The sequence below is a fragment of the Novosphingobium sp. NFX11 genome (assembly GCF_057376415.1).
Window position 1 is genome coordinate 3,189,637 of the sequence record NZ_CP080384.1, and the last position, 16,082, is coordinate 3,205,718.

Annotated in this window: 19 protein-coding genes, 1 tRNA gene and 1 pseudogene; 6 read left to right on the plus strand and 15 right to left on the minus strand. The window is 61.7% G+C overall.

The window, feature by feature from the left end; genetic code table 11:
- Window positions 1-16 precede the first annotated feature (16 nt).
- Window positions 17-1,084 carry a tRNA epoxyqueuosine(34) reductase QueG gene (gene queG / locus KZO24_RS16395; protein WP_271181432.1) on the minus strand — a complete coding sequence of 356 codons (1,068 nt, stop codon included), beginning with the start codon at window positions 1,082-1,084 and terminating at the stop codon, window positions 17-19.
- 78 nt (window positions 1,085-1,162) lie between these two features.
- Between queG and KZO24_RS16400 the strand changes: the two genes are divergently transcribed.
- Together KZO24_RS16400 and KZO24_RS16405 are read left to right on the plus strand one after the other, a co-directional pair.
- On the plus strand, window positions 1,163-2,155 hold the full coding sequence (locus KZO24_RS16400; protein WP_051586835.1) for an ABC transporter ATP-binding protein: 993 nt from the start codon (window positions 1,163-1,165) through the stop codon (window positions 2,153-2,155).
- Window positions 2,152-3,395 (plus strand): annotated as a pseudogene (locus KZO24_RS16405) (ABC transporter permease). Before KZO24_RS16400 ends, KZO24_RS16405 begins: the two are co-directional and overlap by 4 nt.
- On the opposite strand, the gene KZO24_RS16410 reads toward KZO24_RS16405, so the two are convergent.
- Together KZO24_RS16410 and KZO24_RS16415 are read right to left on the minus strand one after the other, a co-directional pair.
- Window positions 3,392-4,006, minus strand: coding sequence for a PilZ domain-containing protein (locus KZO24_RS16410; protein ID WP_271181430.1), 615 nt, complete (start codon window positions 4,004-4,006; stop codon window positions 3,392-3,394). The pseudogene KZO24_RS16405 and the gene KZO24_RS16410 overlap by 4 nt on opposite strands.
- Before the next feature lie 166 nt (window positions 4,007-4,172).
- Window positions 4,173-4,256 (minus strand) — tRNA-Leu (locus KZO24_RS16415).
- Window positions 4,257-4,434: 178 nt separating this feature from the next.
- On the opposite strand from KZO24_RS16415, the gene KZO24_RS16420 reads away from it, so the two are divergent.
- Window positions 4,435-6,048, plus strand: a complete 1,614-nt coding sequence (locus KZO24_RS16420; RefSeq protein ID WP_486486594.1) for an anti-phage dCTP deaminase — start codon at window positions 4,435-4,437, stop codon at window positions 6,046-6,048.
- 154 nt (window positions 6,049-6,202) lie between these two features.
- Here KZO24_RS16420 and KZO24_RS16425 read toward each other — a convergent pair whose 3' ends face one another.
- The 11 genes from KZO24_RS16425 to KZO24_RS16475 all read right to left on the minus strand — a co-directional run bounded on the left by KZO24_RS16425 (window position 6,203) and on the right by KZO24_RS16475 (window position 13,145).
- Window positions 6,203-7,315, minus strand: a complete 1,113-nt coding sequence (locus KZO24_RS16425; RefSeq protein WP_486486595.1) for a tyrosine-type recombinase/integrase — start codon at window positions 7,313-7,315, stop codon at window positions 6,203-6,205.
- A 219-nt stretch (window positions 7,316-7,534) separates the two neighbouring features.
- A complete protein-coding gene (locus KZO24_RS16430) occupies window positions 7,535-7,837 on the minus strand; it encodes a hypothetical protein (protein WP_486486596.1) in 303 nt (100 codons plus the stop codon).
- Complete coding sequence (locus tag KZO24_RS16435; protein WP_486486597.1) at window positions 7,834-8,028, minus strand: hypothetical protein; 195 nt, start codon at window positions 8,026-8,028, stop codon at window positions 7,834-7,836. Before KZO24_RS16435 ends, KZO24_RS16430 begins: the two co-directional genes overlap by 4 nt.
- A 2-nt stretch (window positions 8,029-8,030) precedes the next feature.
- Entirely contained in the window at window positions 8,031-8,273 is a 243-nt protein-coding gene (locus tag KZO24_RS16440) for a DUF2312 domain-containing protein (protein WP_486486598.1), read from the minus strand.
- A 15-nt stretch (window positions 8,274-8,288) separates the two neighbouring features.
- Window positions 8,289-8,792, minus strand: a complete 504-nt coding sequence (locus KZO24_RS16445; RefSeq protein WP_486486599.1) for a hypothetical protein — start codon at window positions 8,790-8,792, stop codon at window positions 8,289-8,291.
- 17 nt (window positions 8,793-8,809) lie between these two features.
- Window positions 8,810-11,539: a toprim domain-containing protein gene (locus KZO24_RS16450; RefSeq protein WP_486486600.1), complete on the minus strand. Its 2,730-nt coding sequence runs from the start codon at window positions 11,537-11,539 to the stop codon at window positions 8,810-8,812.
- 3 nt (window positions 11,540-11,542) lie between these two features.
- Window positions 11,543-11,722, minus strand: a complete 180-nt coding sequence (locus KZO24_RS16455; RefSeq protein WP_486486601.1) for a hypothetical protein — start codon at window positions 11,720-11,722, stop codon at window positions 11,543-11,545.
- The gene (locus KZO24_RS16460; RefSeq protein ID WP_486486602.1) at window positions 11,719-11,922 is read right to left on the minus strand and encodes a hypothetical protein; all 204 of its coding nucleotides are present in this window, start codon (window positions 11,920-11,922) and stop codon (window positions 11,719-11,721) included. Before KZO24_RS16460 ends, KZO24_RS16455 begins: the two co-directional genes overlap by 4 nt.
- A 100-nt stretch (window positions 11,923-12,022) precedes the next feature.
- Complete coding sequence (locus KZO24_RS16465; RefSeq protein ID WP_486486603.1) at window positions 12,023-12,328, minus strand: Ogr/Delta-like zinc finger protein; 306 nt, start codon at window positions 12,326-12,328, stop codon at window positions 12,023-12,025.
- Window positions 12,328-12,819, minus strand: a complete 492-nt coding sequence (locus tag KZO24_RS16470) for a hypothetical protein (RefSeq protein ID WP_486486604.1) — start codon at window positions 12,817-12,819, stop codon at window positions 12,328-12,330. The genes KZO24_RS16465 and KZO24_RS16470 overlap by 1 nt, the downstream gene beginning before the upstream one ends.
- Entirely contained in the window at window positions 12,816-13,145 is a 330-nt protein-coding gene (locus KZO24_RS16475) for a YdaS family helix-turn-helix protein (RefSeq protein WP_486486605.1), read from the minus strand. Before KZO24_RS16475 ends, KZO24_RS16470 begins: the two co-directional genes overlap by 4 nt.
- An 84-nt stretch (window positions 13,146-13,229) precedes the next feature.
- On the opposite strand from KZO24_RS16475, the gene KZO24_RS16480 reads away from it, so the two are divergent.
- Genes KZO24_RS16480 through KZO24_RS16490 form a run of 3 tightly spaced genes read left to right on the plus strand, consistent with a single transcriptional unit; the run spans window position 13,230 to window position 15,168 of the window.
- Window positions 13,230-13,892 (plus strand): XRE family transcriptional regulator, encoded by a 663-nt coding sequence (locus tag KZO24_RS16480; RefSeq protein ID WP_486486606.1) that lies wholly within the window; start codon window positions 13,230-13,232, stop codon window positions 13,890-13,892.
- Between the two features lie 27 nt (window positions 13,893-13,919).
- Entirely contained in the window at window positions 13,920-14,315 is a 396-nt protein-coding gene (locus KZO24_RS16485) for an HIRAN domain-containing protein (RefSeq protein WP_486486607.1), read from the plus strand.
- A gap of 22 nt (window positions 14,316-14,337) precedes the next feature.
- Window positions 14,338-15,168, plus strand: coding sequence for a putative phage abortive infection protein (locus KZO24_RS16490; protein WP_486486608.1), 831 nt, complete (start codon window positions 14,338-14,340; stop codon window positions 15,166-15,168).
- Window positions 15,169-15,189: 21 nt separating this feature from the next.
- On the opposite strand, the gene KZO24_RS16495 is transcribed toward KZO24_RS16490, so the two are convergent.
- The gene (locus tag KZO24_RS16495) at window positions 15,190-15,999 is read right to left on the minus strand and encodes a contractile injection system protein, VgrG/Pvc8 family (protein ID WP_486487188.1); all 810 of its coding nucleotides are present in this window, start codon (window positions 15,997-15,999) and stop codon (window positions 15,190-15,192) included.
- Between the last annotated feature and the right edge of the window lie 83 nt (window positions 16,000-16,082).

The window sequence follows — 16,082 nt, forward strand, 5'->3', positions numbered from 1 at the left end:
CCCACTCCGTCAGCGACTACGTCGCTGCCACCTCCCCATCGCTGCGCGACAGGGAGGATTGGAGTTTCGCCCTAGCCCACCTCGCCGCATCGGCGACGGCATCGTCTGCATCCGCCAGCAGCGGCTCCACTTGCGCCAGCAGCGCTTCCCGGCCGCTGTTGCCCGCCGCATAGAGGCAGTTGCGCACGAACCGGTCCCGCCCGATCCGCTTGATCGGACTTCCCGAGAACAGCTTGCGAAACCCTGCATCGTCCAGCGTGAGCAGATCCGCCAGCTCCGGCGCCGTCAGTTCCGCGCGCGGCAGGAACGCCTTCATCGTATGCGCCGTCTCGGCGAACTTGTTCCACGGGCAGACCGCGAGGCAGTCATCACAGCCGTAGATGCGGTTTCCCAGCCCCTCGCGCATGTCCTCGGGCACCGGCCCCTTGTGCTCGATGGTGAGGTAGCTGACGCAGCGCCGCGCATCGAGGTGGTAGGGCGCCGGGAAGGCGTCCGTCGGGCAAGCGTCCTGGCAGGCCCGGCACGATCCGCAGCGATCGCGCGCCGGGGCCGAGAGCGGCAGGTCCAGTGTCGTGTAGATCTCGCCGAGGAAAAGCCATGAACCATGTTCGCGGCTGACAACATTGGTATGCTTGCCCTGCCAGCCGAGCCCTGCGGCAGCGGCGAGCGGCTTTTCCATCACCGGCGCGGTGTCGGTGAAGACCTTCACGCCGACCGGCCCCAGCCCGCGTTTGTCCCCCTCGCTCACCATCCAGCGGGCGAGGTTCTTGAGCGCCTTCTTCACCGTGTCGTGATAATCGGCGCCTTGCGCATACGTCGATATCCGGCCGATCCCGCTTTCGTCCGCCAGCCGCAGCGGGTCGGCGGCGGGGGCATAGCTCATGCCCAGCGCGATGACGCTGCGGGCTTCGGGCCAGAGCCCCTGCGGACTGCGGCGATGGTGCGCGCGCTCCTCCATCCAGCCCATCGAGCCGTGCATCCCCGCCGCCAGCCAGGCGTCAAGCCGCGCCGCACGGTCCTCGTCCGTCGCGGCCGAAGCCACGCCGAAGGCGCAGAAGCCGAGAGCGCGCGCCTCTCCCTCCACCGCCTCGGCAAAATTGCTTAGGGCGGTCTTAACCGGGACTGCGCCATCAGGGGCGCACGTGCTAGACCCAGGGGCTTCATGGATGCGCAAGTAGGAGATCCTCGGTTGACCGGCAATGTGTCAGGTTTCGATTGCCCTCTGGCGATCGAGGCACGGGGGCTCGTCAAGCGGTTCGAGGGGACCACTGCCGTGGGCGGTGTCGACCTCTCGGTGCCGCAGGGCTCGGTCTATGGCATCCTCGGCCCCAACGGTGCGGGCAAGACGACGACGCTGCGCATGCTGCTGGGTATCATCGAGCCCGATTCGGGTTACCGTCGCATTCTCGGCGCCGAGCGGCCGCACGATGTCGCCCACGCCATCGGCTACCTGCCTGAGGAGCGCGGCCTCTACCCGTCCATGAAGGCGACGGAGGCGATCGCCTTTCTCGGCGCGCTGCGGGGCCTGCCGCTGAAGGAAGGCCGCCGCCGCGCGCACGAACTGCTCGAACGACACGGCCTCGGCTATGCCGCGGACCGTCAGATTCGCCAGCTTTCCAAAGGCATGGCGCAGCAGGTGCAGATCCTTGGCACGCTGGTCCATCGCCCGCGCCTGGTCATCTTCGACGAGCCGTTCTCCGGCCTCGATGCGCTCAACCAGGGCAAGCTGGAGGCGATGATGCGCGGTCTGGCGGAGGACGGCACGACCGTGATCTTCTCCACCCACGTCATCGCGCATGCCGAGCGCCTGTGTGACGAGGTCGCGATCATCGCGGGAGGGCGGGTGCCGTTCGCGGGGCCGGTCGACGTCGCGCGCGATCGCATCCCCGCGCAGGTCCGGCTCGAAACGCAGGCCGACGAGGGGCTGTGGCGCGCTGCCTTGCCGACCGATTCGCGGCGCGAGGGGCGGTACTGGCACTTCGCGCTGCCCGAGGGCGGGATCGAGCCGCTGCTGCGCGCGCTGATCGCGGGGGAGGCGGGCATCCTGTCGCTGTCCATCGAGCGCGCCGGGCTGCACGATGCCTTCGTCGCCATCGCCGGGGAGGCTGCCGCCCGCGCCCTCGAAGCGGAAAAGCCCGAGGAGCCGCGCCGATGAACTTCGATCTTTCCGCGCCCGGTCATCGCGGCCGCCTGTCGATGCTGGCCGCCGCCTGGGTGGTGGCCCGGCGCGACTTCACCGCGATCCTGTTCTCGCGCACGTTCTTTTTCTTCCTGCTCGGTCCGCTGTTCCCGGTGATCGTCGGGCTGCTGGCAGGCAGCGTCGGCCAGCGTGTCGACCAGAGCGGCGAGGCGCCCGCGATCGGCGTGGTCATGGCCGAGGCCGACGCGAAGGCGATGGTCCGTGCCCGCGATGCACTGGCCGACCGGCTCGGAGGCGGCCTGCCGGACATGCATGTGGTCAAGGACCTGACCCCGGCCGAGCAGGCCGATCCGGGTGAGGTGCTGGCGTCACGCAAGGGTGCTTTCGCGGGCGTGCTGTCGGGCTCTCCCGCCGCGCCGGTGCTGACCGGGCCGGGACCGCTCATCAAGGACTGGCGGGGGATGTCGAACTGATCGCGGCCGAGGTTCGTGACGGATCTCTGGCCTTCTGGCCACAGGTGAAGCTGGCCAAGACCTCGGTGGCGGCGCCCGGCGATTCGCGCAGCCGCCTACGTACGGCGCAGGGCGCGCAGACCTTGCTGTTCCTGCTGACGATGATGCTGGCCGGCATGGTCCTGTCCAACCTTGTCGAGGAAAAGGGCAACAAGATCATCGAGGTGCTGGCAGCGGCTATCCCGATGGAATCGGTGTTCTTCGGCAAGCTCTTCGCCATGCTCGGCGTGTCGCTGGTCGGCATCGCGGTGTGGGGTAGCGTCGGCGGAGCGATCTACCTGTCGGCGGGATCGCTCGTGGCACTGCCCGAACCGGCGGTCGGCTGGCCGATGCTGGTCGGGCTGGGGGTGATCTACTTCGCGATGGCCTACCTGCTGCTGGGCTCGGTGTTCCTCGCGATCGGCTCGCTGGCGAACACGGTGCGCGAGGTGCAGACACTGTCGATGCCGGTGACGATGATGCAGCTCATGCTGTTCTTCTTCGCGACTTACGCGATGACCCAACCGGGCAGCGCGGTCGAGATGCTGGCGGTGGTCCTGCCGTTCAGCTCGCCCTTCGCGATGCTGGCCCGCGCCGCGCAGGAGCCGGCGATCTGGCCGCACGTCGCGGCGCTTGGGTGGCAGGTGATGTGGGTGGTGCTGCTGGTTCGCGGCGGCTCGATGCTGTTCCGCAGGCGGGCGATGAAGTCGGGGCCACAGGGGGCAGGTCGCAAGTGGTGGCGGCGCGTCGTTTCCGAAGGCTAGCGGGCGCCCGCTTCCTGCATGTGGAAGGCGCGGACCGCCAGTTCCTCGAGGCTCATCAACTGCCGGAAGACGATGCCGTAGGACGGATGCCGGCGCCAGCATACAGTGGCCTCGAATTCGGGCATGAGGGCGGAGCCGATGCGCAAGTGCTGCCCGATCGCGAGATGGTGTTCGGTCTCGATCCCGGCGCCCTGGCGCGAGAGATCGCGCACCTTGGCGGCCGAAGTTTCCCCCGCGATCGTCACCTGCACCGGATGGCCGACGCAAACGCGGATCGGGCGCTTGGGATAGGGACCAGCCTCGGCGATGAAGCGCTGGACCTCGATCGGGACGTCGAAGCGGAAGCCCGCCTCCCCGCCGTTCTCCCAGACCTTCTCGACCGCAAGCCGATCCCCGGCCGCGCTTTCCAGCGCAAGGCGGCGTTCGGCGGCGAGGGAATGGAACAGGCGCAGCTTCACGCCGGTCTCGGACACGTCGCGCACGATGCAGAGGTATTCGCCATGCGCCCCGATCAGCTTCGCGGCGCGCAGCAGCAAGGCGAAGCGCGGACTGGCGCGCTGGTCCTCGTAGCTCGGCTTGCTGCCGGCGGACAGGCTTTCCGGGAAGGACATGCGAAAGATCACCCCTAAGTACCCAAGCCGTGGCGTCCGGACGATACCATGGAAGGTGGGTACTTAGTAATTGATACCAGTTCTCAAGTTACGCATTTGTAAACGCAAACGATTGAACAAAATCGCTCGCCGAATAAATGCGCAGTATTCGTCGGTATCGAAAATCTGGTGCGGGCGGCGGGACTCGAACCCGCACTGGAATCCCAAGCGGATTTTAAGTCCGCAGCGTCTACCATTCCGCCACGCCCGCACACCTAGGGAAACCGTGGTTTTTGCCTCTGTAGCGCGGCCCGTTCCGCAGTGCAATCCGGCTGCGTTCCGCAGTCCTGAGGTCTTTCGGGCCATGTCCCAGCTTATATCTATGGTGCTGTTGCTTGACGAGGTGGCGATCCGCATTAACCCTGAAGGCATGGAACGGGAGGTTATTTGTGATTGAGGAGAAGCCCGAATTCGTGATTGGATTGGCGGGGCCTGCTGGCACCGATTTGCACGGGCTTGCTCGAACGATTGAAGAGGAGCTTAGTCCCTTCGGATATCGCTGCCCGGTGATCCGAGTTAGCCAGTTGATTCAAGAGTTCTGCGACGAACCGCTGCGGGATCGCATTGCCGCCGCCAAGCACGGCGAGAAAGTGGCTTTGCTCATGGGGGCAGGCGATGCGCTACGTAAGCAGGCTGGACGCGGAAATGCTCTTATCCCACTGGTCGTTTCATCTATCCGACAGGCGCGAGTGAGGCTTCTCAAAGAAGACGGCGTTGAAGATGAAGATGGCAATGGCGTGCCTGCAAATCGGGCATGCTATATAATTAACTCGCTCAAACACCCGGACGAAGTCAAAGAACTGAGGCGGATTTATGGCGAAAATTTCGTAATGATCAGCGGGTTCTCGTCATTGGATGAGAGGGTTTCACAGTTATGTGACCAAATTGCTAAGTCGTACAACTCAACAAAAAATGATAAGTACAAGTCTGAGGCGCAAAATCTCATAGATTTGGATGCTAAAAGGCCCGGAGAAAGGCTGGGGCAGAGTCTAAGAGATACATTTCATTTCGCAGATTTCTTTATACGTGTTTCAGGAGAATATGATAAAGAGGTAAGAAGATTTATCGATCTTCTTTTTGGAAGTCCTTATATAACTCCTAGGCCCGACGAATTTCATATGTTCGAGGCTAAATCAAAATCGTATCGGTCGGCAGATCTTTCTCGCCAAGTTGGGGCGGTGATTGTCGATCGTTCTCACGGAATTATTTCTTCAGGTTGCAATGAAGTGCCAATCGCGGGAGGTGGATCATATTGGCCTGACGAAGATAAAAAATACGATAATCGGGATCATTCTAAAAACAAAGATTACAACGCGGTAAAAAAATACGAGATAATAGAAGAGTTTCTGCAGTTTATGAAAGATTCGGGCTTGGCTCGATTTGAAGCTGGTAAGTGTGCTACCGACGTTGTAGAAATGCTATTATTCGGTGATAAGAGTGCGCGCTTTAAAGATCTCCGAGTATCGAATTTAATAGAGTTCGGCCGTGTAGTTCATGCGGAAATGAACGCCATAACCGATGCTGCTCGTCGTGGACTGAGCGTAGGTGGGAGTACAATCTATTGTACAACCTTTCCATGCCACATGTGCGCCAGGCACATCATCGCGGCGGGAATTATGAAGGTGGTTTATGTTGAACCATATCCAAAGAGTATGACTGCCGAGCTTTACAGTGAGAGCATCATGATGGACGTAGCGCCTGAGGCTGCTGGATTGACGGATATGGCCCATCCTAAAGTGGCGTTTCAGGCTTTCGAAGGTGTCGCTCCCTCACTTTATCCAGAACTTTATCGGGCCGGAACCAGAAAGGACGAGCGAGGTTACATCGTCGATTGGTCGAAAAACAGTGCCGTTCCGAAGGTCGTACGAACTGGAGCAACGCACTTGAACCTCGAAATTCCGCTTTTCAGCAGGCTTGATACCTTGAAGGATGTTGGGATAGAAGACGCTACGGTGCACATGGGGAGTGAGCAAAATGTTGATAACGCGAGCGCAAATTCGTGAGCAGATTCAACGGGATAAAGCTACGTTCTCTCGCATGCCAATGGGCGTGAGGACTCTGCTGCTTCATGAGACTATCGTTGATCGAAATTCAGTAGAAGCGTATAATCGAAGTCGGGGCGAGAAGCCGATAACAGCGCCTTGATGGCTTGAGAACCTACGTTCCGGCAACTCGTCTCATTGCGGACTCAGCGTCGCGTCTCTGACGTGCATACTTAATGGCCATCTGGTACGTCCGGTGCCCGATTATGCTGCTTATTTCAATCACCGAACAACCGGCATCTTCCAACATGGCCGCCGCCGCGTACCGCAACCCATGGAGGGATCGGTGCGGCATCCCATCGATTTTTCTGACAGCTTGGTGAATCTCGTAGCTGAGAGCGTCAGCTGTCATCGGCTTGCCCTTGCGGTCACGAATCACCGTGCCGCCGAACTTGGTGCGGACCTTCTTGAGATGCTTCGCCAGTTCGGGGTGGGCAGGGATCGTCAGCGGCTCGGCGGTCTTGTTCTGGCGGACGCGGACAGTATCGCCCATGACGGCGGTCCATTCCATGGTGACGAGATCCTCTCGCCGCTGACCGGTGTAAAGGGCGAGCAGGACGACGGTTCGGAGCCACGGCTCGCAGTGGGCGAGGAAATGCCTGATTTCCTCGATCGACCATACCTCGATCGGCTTGGATTTGCCCTTGATGCGGCGGATGCCGCTAGCCGGGTTCACGAAGGTGGCCGGTAACAGGCTCTCTTCCTCGGCCCAGCTGTAGAGGCGGCTGACCATCTGCTTGATCTTGTGGGCGGTGCGCGCGGAGAATTTGCAGGCGACGTCGTCGCGAACAACCTTCACGCTGGCGCGGTCGATGCAGTCGAAGCGTTCCGGCCCGAGGATGGGCACAAGGCGGTCCTCTATCGTGAGGCGGTAATCCGCCTGCGTCTTCGGAGCGAGCGACGCAAACTCCGCACCAGCCAGATACCGTCGGCACAGGTAATCGAAGCTATGCCGATCGGCTTCGCGGGCGACGGTGGCCTCGGCGCGCTGTTCTGCCTGCTTCATCAACTCGCCATAGCGGGTATGAAACGCAGGATCGCCGGGTTGCCCAGGCAGAGGGGTATCGACGCCGTCGCGGCGGAAGCGCCAGTAATCCTTGTATTTGCCTGAGGCCAGTTTCTTGCTGCTGCAGTAGACGTAAGGGAGGTCAGTTCGGACCATTGGCAAGGCGTCTCCGCACGCGATCGGCAATCGAATCAGCTTCTGACTGGCGTTGTAGTGGATCAAGGGGCTGAGGGGCAGTTCTGGCGGTGCCAAGGGCGTCGGCCCAGCGATCGAGGTCGTTGCGGTCCCATACAGCACAGCGGCCGATGTGCTTTGAAGGCGGGCCTTGCTCGCGCAGCATTGAGCCGCTGATGCCGAGATAGGCAGCCGCCATTCCCTCGCGCATTAGGCGCGGCCAATTGGGCAGGTCGCCGCGATCTAGGGGTAGGCGAATTGTCACCTCTATCGCTGATCGTTGGCTGCGGTGGCAGTGTACGTTCCGTGATTGCATGTCTCCTGTGCAAAAGCGGCGTAATCGACATAGCCAGTCTCATCGCATCTCCCGCATTCAGGAAGTGGGTGGCGATTGCGAGTGCGGAGGTCACGTTGGCGGTTGGCGCGCTGGGTGATGCTGGTGGCGATCCGGTTGAAGCGGCGATCATCAATGAGGTGATGGGCAAAGAGCGTTTCCGCGCAGACGCGCAGGCGCTCTTCCACCGTGTCGCCCGTCCAGTCGTTGGCGGGTTCGAGATGGAGGAACCTCATCGGCGTTCTCCCTTCGCGCTGGCGAGCGCGGCGGCGATGATGAAGGGGATCGCGCCGATCGCGGCGATCAGGAACAGGACGCGCGTGGCGGCCTTGATGGCGATATCGACGCGGCGGTCGCGGCATGCGCGCGGGGCGCAGGACCGACAGGCGCAGGCGAGCGGGTGGAACATGCCCTTGCGGCGGCGCATGGTCAGTCGATCCCCAACGCGTTCTTGTAGGTATCCACGATCGAGTCCATCTCGCGCCGATCGTCGGGCTTCATGCGGCGCAGCTTGACGATGATCTTCATGACCTTGACGTCATACCCGACGGCTTTGGCCTCGGCGTAGACATCGCTAATGTCTTCGCTGATCCCCTTCTTTTCTTCCTCCAGGCGCTCCACCCGCTCGATCAGCAGGCGCAGGCGGTCTTCGGTGGCGTTCGTTTCGGACATTGAAGATTCCTTGGATCAGGCCGCGCGCGAGGCGGCGCTATGGGTGTGGTTGTGAGGCTGGGTGTTCGCGGGGCGGGTCCGGAACTTCTGACGGCCGACCTGCTCGCACAGGGTGCAGATCTCGGGATCGGTGGCCGACCACGTGCAGTCGAAGCCCTCGGTGTCGTGTTGATTGGACCACTCGTCCCACCCGCACGCCCGGCAGAGGCGCGGGTGCTGCTCGGGCGGAGTGTCGCAAAGCTGGCGGTAGACCGTCAGGTTGAGGCGGTAGGACCGCGACATGTCCCACAGTCGCTTCACGCGGAAGCCGACCGTCTCGATCCTGTCCATGTTGCGCTCGACGTCGGCCCGGTGCTGCTTGTGATGCCAGAAGGGCTTGGAAGCCTGCTCGATCGAAAGCCCAGCGGCCTTGCGGCGCATCTGGATGTAATCCCATGGCATGACCGGGGCGGGGAGCGGCGGCGGTGGCGCGGTCTCGGGATCGTCCAGCATGGACAGCAGAGAAGGTACGGTACGCATGATCGTCCTTTCGATTTTCAGGATTTGCGGTGACCGGCGGCGCGGCTGTCATCCTTGAAGATCCAGCAGCGGACGGCGCCGACGTTGTCGTTTCGGGAATTGACCGGGCAGACTTCGATGAACCGGCGGTTCTTCGAGGTTTTGAGCGCGCGGATGAGTTCAGCATGGGTGGGCAGTGCCAAGCGCTTGTCGGCGCAGCGGGCCTCCATCTCGTTCAGTCGGACGGCGATCAGGCCCTCGTCGTGGCGGCGATGGTGGTTGATGTGGCCGATGGTGGCGACCCGGTCCTCGTTCTCCTCGAGGTAATCGAACCGTTCCCAGAACAGGCTGACCACGGGGTCTTCGCTGTTGACGGCGGTCTGCCGCGTCGTGGCCATCTCGACGATGAAGCGGGCAGTCGCGGCCTGCTGGTCATCGCTGAGCGGCACGACGGTTCGCATGGCGTCGAGGAAGGCGAGCAGCTGGCCGTGCGTCTTGGCGAGACGGTTGGTGCGGATCGCAGGCATGCCGAGCAGTTCGGCTTCGTACTGTGCGAAAGCCTGCCGGAAGCGCGCCATTACCTCGCCCTCGCGCTTGGTGGCGTGGACGATGAAGCCGGACACCTTCTCGATCGGCCACTGTTCGAGCTTCTCTGCCGCGACCTTGGTATCCGGTGACCAGCCCGACATGTCGAAACCGAGCGACATGATGCGTTCCAGCACGGCGCGCGAGGCGTTGACCGGCTCGTTCTGCTCGATGATGATCGCGCCACGGAAAGGCGGCTCGAACGTCTCCATGCCGCCGTTCTTGACGCCGCGCGAGCGCACGGACCGGCCGTTGTAGGCGGTTTTCAGTTCCTCCCACTCGAACCGCTTGGCGTGGCTGGCCTCTTCCCGGCGGTCGCCCTCGATCAGGACGACGGGGAGGTTGCCGACCTTGCCGAGGTTGCGCGCCATGGCGGCGGGCGTGGCCTTGGCAGGGTCGAAGCCCTCGTAATTCTCACGGCCCAGCAGCTTCCAGAGGAACTCCACCAGCGTGGTCTTGCCGGTGCCCGGCAGGCCATGCATTTCGAGGAACGGGAAGCTCTTCATCTCCGCGCGGATCTGTTCGGCGAACAGGGAGGCGAAGTAGAAGGTCAGGCAGACGATGCCCTTCGGGCCGTAGGCAGTCCACAGGTGCGGGAGCCAGCTGACGTCCAACTGATCCGCATCATAGTCGATATCGAGCAGCTTTTCCGAGGTGCCCAGCTTGAGGGCCTTCTTGCCGATCTGGAAGAACTCGTTCTCGTTCGGCTTGTAGACGCGGCCACCGGCGACGGCGATCGGGCCGAAGACATAGGTCTGGGAATCACGGCAGTACCCGGTGAAGCCCAGCGGGCGCACGTCCGGCAGGTCCGGCGTCTGCTGCTGCAGGATGCGGGTCAGCTGCAGGGCGCTGCCGGTCCAGACGCCACCGAAGGCGAAGAGGCGATCTTCGAAGTTCGATGCTTTGCGCAGCTGGGCGGCGGTGAAATCGGTCTTGACCGAGGGGCGCTTGCCGCTGGGGTAGCTGATGTTGAGGTAGAACTTGGTCTCGTCCGTCGCCTCGTCCCGCTGGCGGTACAGGACGCGGAAGGCGCAGTTGGCGATCTCCTCGACCGAGAGCGCTTCCAGCGAGGCCTTCTCGCGGATTGCGGCTTCCTCGTCCTTGTCGATCTCCTTCAATTCGCGGGTGCGGCCCTTGCGGTACTCGTCGATCTTTTCCTGCACGATCGAGATGTCGATCGAGCACCAGTACGTGCGGCTGCCGAAGGTGAAGTGGAAGCTGTTCCAGCGGTGCTTGTCCCAGATCAGGAACGCCTTTTCCTGCGCATTCGCAGCGAGCAGCACCTTGCCGTGCCACAGGTATTCGGCCCGGTCCGCTTCGCCCAGGCGGTCGAAGACGAGCAGGTCGTTCCAGTCGAGTTCCTTGCCGCTCTCATCCTCGCCCATGGGCTGGGCGGCGGTGGCGTCCCACCCTTCCTTCTTGGCCTTCTCCACGAAATCGCGGCTCGCCTTGGTGCCAGCGGCGCCGACGTCGAAGGCGAAGACGATCTTGGGCTTGCGGTACGGGGTGTCTGACGCGGCGATGTGGGTTCGCAGCTGCCGCAGGAACTCGGCCGGGTAATTGTTGCTCGACATGGTCGAGGCGGCGCGCTGCCCGGCCTGCTCCAGCGCCCATGCATTGAAGATGCCTTCGGCAAGCCAGATGCTGGGCGCGTTCGCCATGTCGTCTATCGACACGTCAGGCCGCTGCCACGCCTGCCCCTTGTAGGTCTTGCCGGGGGCGAAGCGGGCCTTGCGGTCGAACCGGCCGGGCTGGTCGATCAGGCGTTCCCACCAGCTGCCGCCGGGGAGTGGGAAGCGGACGGTGGCCGAGCCGATCCGGCGCGCCTCGTCGCGATAATATTCCTGCGAATAGGCATCGCGCATGCCGAGCAGGTTGAGGCGGCGCGCATCGCTGAGATAGGCATCCGCTGCAGCGGTGGGGTTCTCAGGCGTAGCCTTGAAGCGGTTCGACCACGTATCGAAGATCTCGGGATAGAGATCGCGGGAAGAGCCCTGCCAACCGCACTTGTTGGTGCGTTCGCAACTCATCACCCACGGGTTCTGCTCATGGGTGAATACGGAATGCTCGTTGCAATCCGGGCACTTGCCCTGACGCAGCCATGTTCCGGTCTGCTTCTTCCATTTGAAATCGGCCTTGAGCAGCGGCAGCAAGGCGCGGCGGATGTCTTCGCGCATGTCCATGGATCAGGATCCGATCTGCAGGACGGCATCGGCGCGGGTGCGCGCTTCGTCGGCGCCGCGCTGCCAGAAGACGCGGCGCTTCGAATGCGGGCCGTAAGGGTTGGTGGCAGGGCGACCGTCGCGGAACTTCTCCGCAATCACGGCGTCGCGGCCTTCGCGCATCAGCTGGGCGATCTGGATCACGGCAGCATCACCCATGCGAGGGCGAAGGCTTCAAGGAGCATCGGGGTGATACCGAAGAGGCTGATGACGTCGCGGCGAATGTCGGTCGGAAGATGACGCCACAGATCGCGCCATGCGGCGAGAAGAGAGGGTGTTGAGCCCGGCCGCTGGCGGGGCTGCTGGAGCACCGCGCCGAAGTGGCTATGGTTGGTGAGATGCATGGAGAAGGCTCCGGTGAGTAGACAAAGCTGGGGCGTTCCCGGAAGCGAGCCGGGTTCGAAGGCATCAGGATCAGGAAGTCAGATCAGCGCAGCCGTCAGTTCAGGTGGCGGCTGCGCTTGATTCCGGTTCGTCGGGTGGACCATCATCGTTGGCTGCACGATCGTTCGCGGCGGTGCGCCACGTCGTCATCGGCAGCTTGTGAAGCGGCGCAGGATACCGGCTTGGCGTGGTGGTCCGCGTGGCCGTCATTTCGACGACGAACTTGTGACCACACGCATCCGGGTTGCGGCATGCGTAGTAGAGTTCGCGAAACAGCAGGCTTTTCTTGCCTGTGGTCTGTGCGAACGCGCGGCCCCCGCAGGCCGGGCAGTTGACGTGTGGGAGTTGTACCCTTCGCCCCGACATTACTTCGTATCCCCATTGGCTTCGCGCCCGGCACCATTGCCGGGGAGAAGGGCTTTCAGACGACCAATGAGGCGCGGAACGACCGCGTCAGCTTCTTCGGTCTCAAGGATTGCCGCCTGTATGAGGGCGGGCGAAGCGCCAGGCGCGAGGGCCTGAATGCAACGACCGACAGCCTCGCCGGTCTCGCGGGAAAACAGGGCAACGTCGTCGGCCAGCGCCGCGCGGCAGGCAACGGCATCAACCATCGCGATATCCAGCTGCAGTGCGTAGCAGGAGAGGATAGGGCCGTGGTCGCCACCGGCCTCGACGAAAGCGCGATCAAGCGAGATTGCCTGGTCGAGGGTCGGAGTGCCGTTGTTGTCGCTTTCGCTCCAATGGCGCACGGTGCGGATTGAACGCCCTGTGACCTTGGCGGCAGCTTCCCAGCCAATGCGCCCGCAGACGGTTGTAATGGCGAGGGAGAAGGACAACGGTGCGCGTGGCTTTGTCATGCCGCGCCCTTTCGTTGCGCTTCTCCTACGCGATCGCAAACGACAGGATCCACCTTGTCTATTAGGATCGGTCCACACTCTTCGGTGTAGTCAGGATCTTCGATAACCAAAGACAGGGGGTAGATATCGGGGCGCAGCTGGTGGGCAGTCACACCCGTCGCAGCAGCCATCGGCAACACATGCTCAGCAGGCAAGCGTTTACCGCTCTGCAGCCACTTCCACACAGCGGTCTGAGATACACTGCAAATGCGCGCGGTGGCCGATTGGCCACCCGCCAGGCTGACTGCCTTTTGCAATGCCTCGAAGGGGGTAACGTCCTGCGTCATGCTTCCTAACTACAACCACAGTTGTGATGTTGTCAACGCGTCAAATTACCTTTCCGCCATCAACCAAAGTTGTAGTTAGGCAGCATGATCAAAAGCGAGCGCGTGGCAGAAAGAATGCGGGAGTTGGGCTTGTCCCAATCTGCGCTGGCGCGCGAAGTGGGCGTGACGCAGCAGACTATTGGAAAGGTCGTCACTGGGCAGTCTGCGAACTCCACACACCTTCACAAAATCGCCCGCGCTCTCAAAACGACGCCCGCATACCTCCTCGGTGAAATTGCAGATCCGGCGGAAGATGCCTTCATCCCACCGACGCCTGCTGAGATCGCCGAGCAGATGGGCCTCATCAGGATTGAGGAAATTGACCTGTCGCTTGGCATGGGGCTGGGCTTCGTCGACGAAAACGCGATCGAGCGGGTAGACCGCTGGCTCCCTGAAGACTGGGTGCGCAACTTCACGAACTCAGCAGCGGCACATCTGTCTGTCGTGAAGCCAATGGGCGACAGCATGTACCCGACGATCAACGACCGCGACATCGTGCTGATCGACCGGTCGCACACCACGATCAACCGGCAGGATGCAATCTGGGCGCTGCAGTACGGCGGCTTCGGCACGATCAAGCGTGTCCGCATGCTGCCGGACGGCAGCTGCAAGCTGATGGCTGACAATCCGCAGGTTTCGGAGGAACTAGCCTCTGCCGATGATATTCGCGTCTACGGGCGCGTGGCTGGCGTGTTCCGCCGGACCTGACCTATCACGATGCAGTCGATTCCTGCCATGTCGTTCGCGGTCGTAGGCGCCGCGCACCCCAACGCTGACGGTTCCAACCGTCAGTTCGAGATCCTGCTATGTCAGGCGGGCGAACCGGTGATGTTGGTAGCCGAACCCGAAAACCCGGCTGATCGGCATGCTGTTGCGGTCTATTCCTGCCGGGAGGTCCAGATCGGCTATATCAGCGCCGATCGTGCGCGAATGTTCGGGGAGCGCCTGCAGGGCGAGCATGTCCAGGCGGTGTTCCAGAAGCCGGACGGTTTCGGCGCATGGATCCGCGTGTCGTTCGATGGCAAGCCGCCGCATCTGACCAGCGCCATGTTGGCCGAGCCGGATAACGATGTGGTTGCGCCGATCGACGACGAGCCGCCGTTCTATCCCGATGAGGTGTGGGACGACTAATTTCGGACAGTATGGGGGGTGTATGTTGAAGGTGGGGGTAAGCGCCATTGGGGTAGGCGTTGCGTTGGTCTGTGGGTGGTATTGGTGGGCCGCAAACTCACTAAATGTTGCCACCTATTGGTCGCCAAAAGTGGAATGGGATTTACAAAAGGCGGCCGAATGGGGTGACGGGTTCGGAGCGTTCAACGCGCTTGTATCAGCACTTGGTTTCGCAGCAGTGCTCACAACGTTAGGCATGCAAGCAAAGGCGGTAAAAGATCAAGGGAATGACTTGCATCGCCAGCGATTTGAAAGCACCTACTTTGAGCTAATTAGATTGTTAGCTGATGCGCGCGAGAGGATTTCTTTTAGATACTCTGAAGAGTATCGGGATAGAAAAGCCATCATTGAAAATAGGTCGAGCCTTTCCTTGCTTGCGGCCAAGGACCTTGGAAATCACACGGGGCAGCAGGGAATCAGAGCGGCTTTTATTGAGTTGCGTTTTTGGGTCACTGCAAATCGTAACAAACGGCTGGGCAAAGACGGGATGAGGAGAATATACGAGGAAAAGGTACACAAAAATAACGAAGTCGGATTTGGTCCTTATTTTCGCCTCATATACACAATTTTAGATCGCCTAAGAGAAGACACTGTACTAACTGAAAAAGAGAAGGCGCGATATGGAAATCTGTTGAGAAGCCAGTTGACGAGTGAAGAAATTGGGCTTCTTGCGGTAAATGCGCTAGCGCCTTTTGCCAAAGACCTTGATGAATTAATTGTTGAATTTCGCATGCTGAAATACATGCCAGAGTCCACGTTAAAGCGGCGCCTTCGAAGTATTTACGGTGACGCTCCTTTTGAGGGGCGTGATTGATAATCCTCGTCTGGAATGCGTCTAATGAAACGGCGCAGATTCCAGCTTCAAATCTATTTTATAACCGCTACCTTTGTCTAGTCGATGGGTTACCTCTGAGATTAGCCATGTGGTTCCGTTTATAGCCTGCTTAAACCCTTCAACTACGACTCGCCCTTCGGGATATGCATCGGGGCGGCCCAAGGCCAGCGTCAGATCCAGCGTCTCGGGCGCGCGCTTCATCCGAGCCGATTCCGCCGCAGCCGCGCGCTTGGCTGAGGCCTCATCAGGGTAGACCTTGCGCAGCTTCTTCGCGCCGTCGCTCTTGCCCACCGTCACCGACTTGCGCTTCGCGGCCTTCTTATCGTGCCAGCTGGCGGTCGCGCCTTCCTGCCCGTCGCGCTTCTGGCGCTGCCACATGTGCCGATCGCCATCCTGGCGACGGATGGCGAGAGCTTGAAGGGCGAGGCCCTGCGCGTTCTTACCGGCGCCCTTGGGAGCGAAGATCAGCTGCCCGGCCTTGATGGTGGCGACGGCATCGTTTTCGCGCCCCAGGCGGCGCAGGAACGCGGCATCGCTTTCCCGGCTCTGTGTGGCGGTCGGCAGCGCGATCGACGCCATGGCGGGCGCGATGGAGGCAGCAAGGCCATTGCGCCCGGCAACTTCTGTGAGGACGGCACCCAGCGTGGTCGCGGTCCAGCTTTGCGACCGGCGATTGCGGATCTCGCTGGTGAAGTCGGCGGCGCGGGCGCGGATGGTGATCTGGTCGTCTGTGAAAAGCGCTGAAGCCCGCAGGGAGGCGTGGGTTTTGGTGGATATGAAGTAATCGAATTTGCAAGGTTTTGGGGAAATCGGGCGAAAAGCTTGCGATTACGCGCGCCCGTGCACGTAGGGGCTTTCCTCGCAAGTCGGGTCGTGATTCATTGAGTTGGACG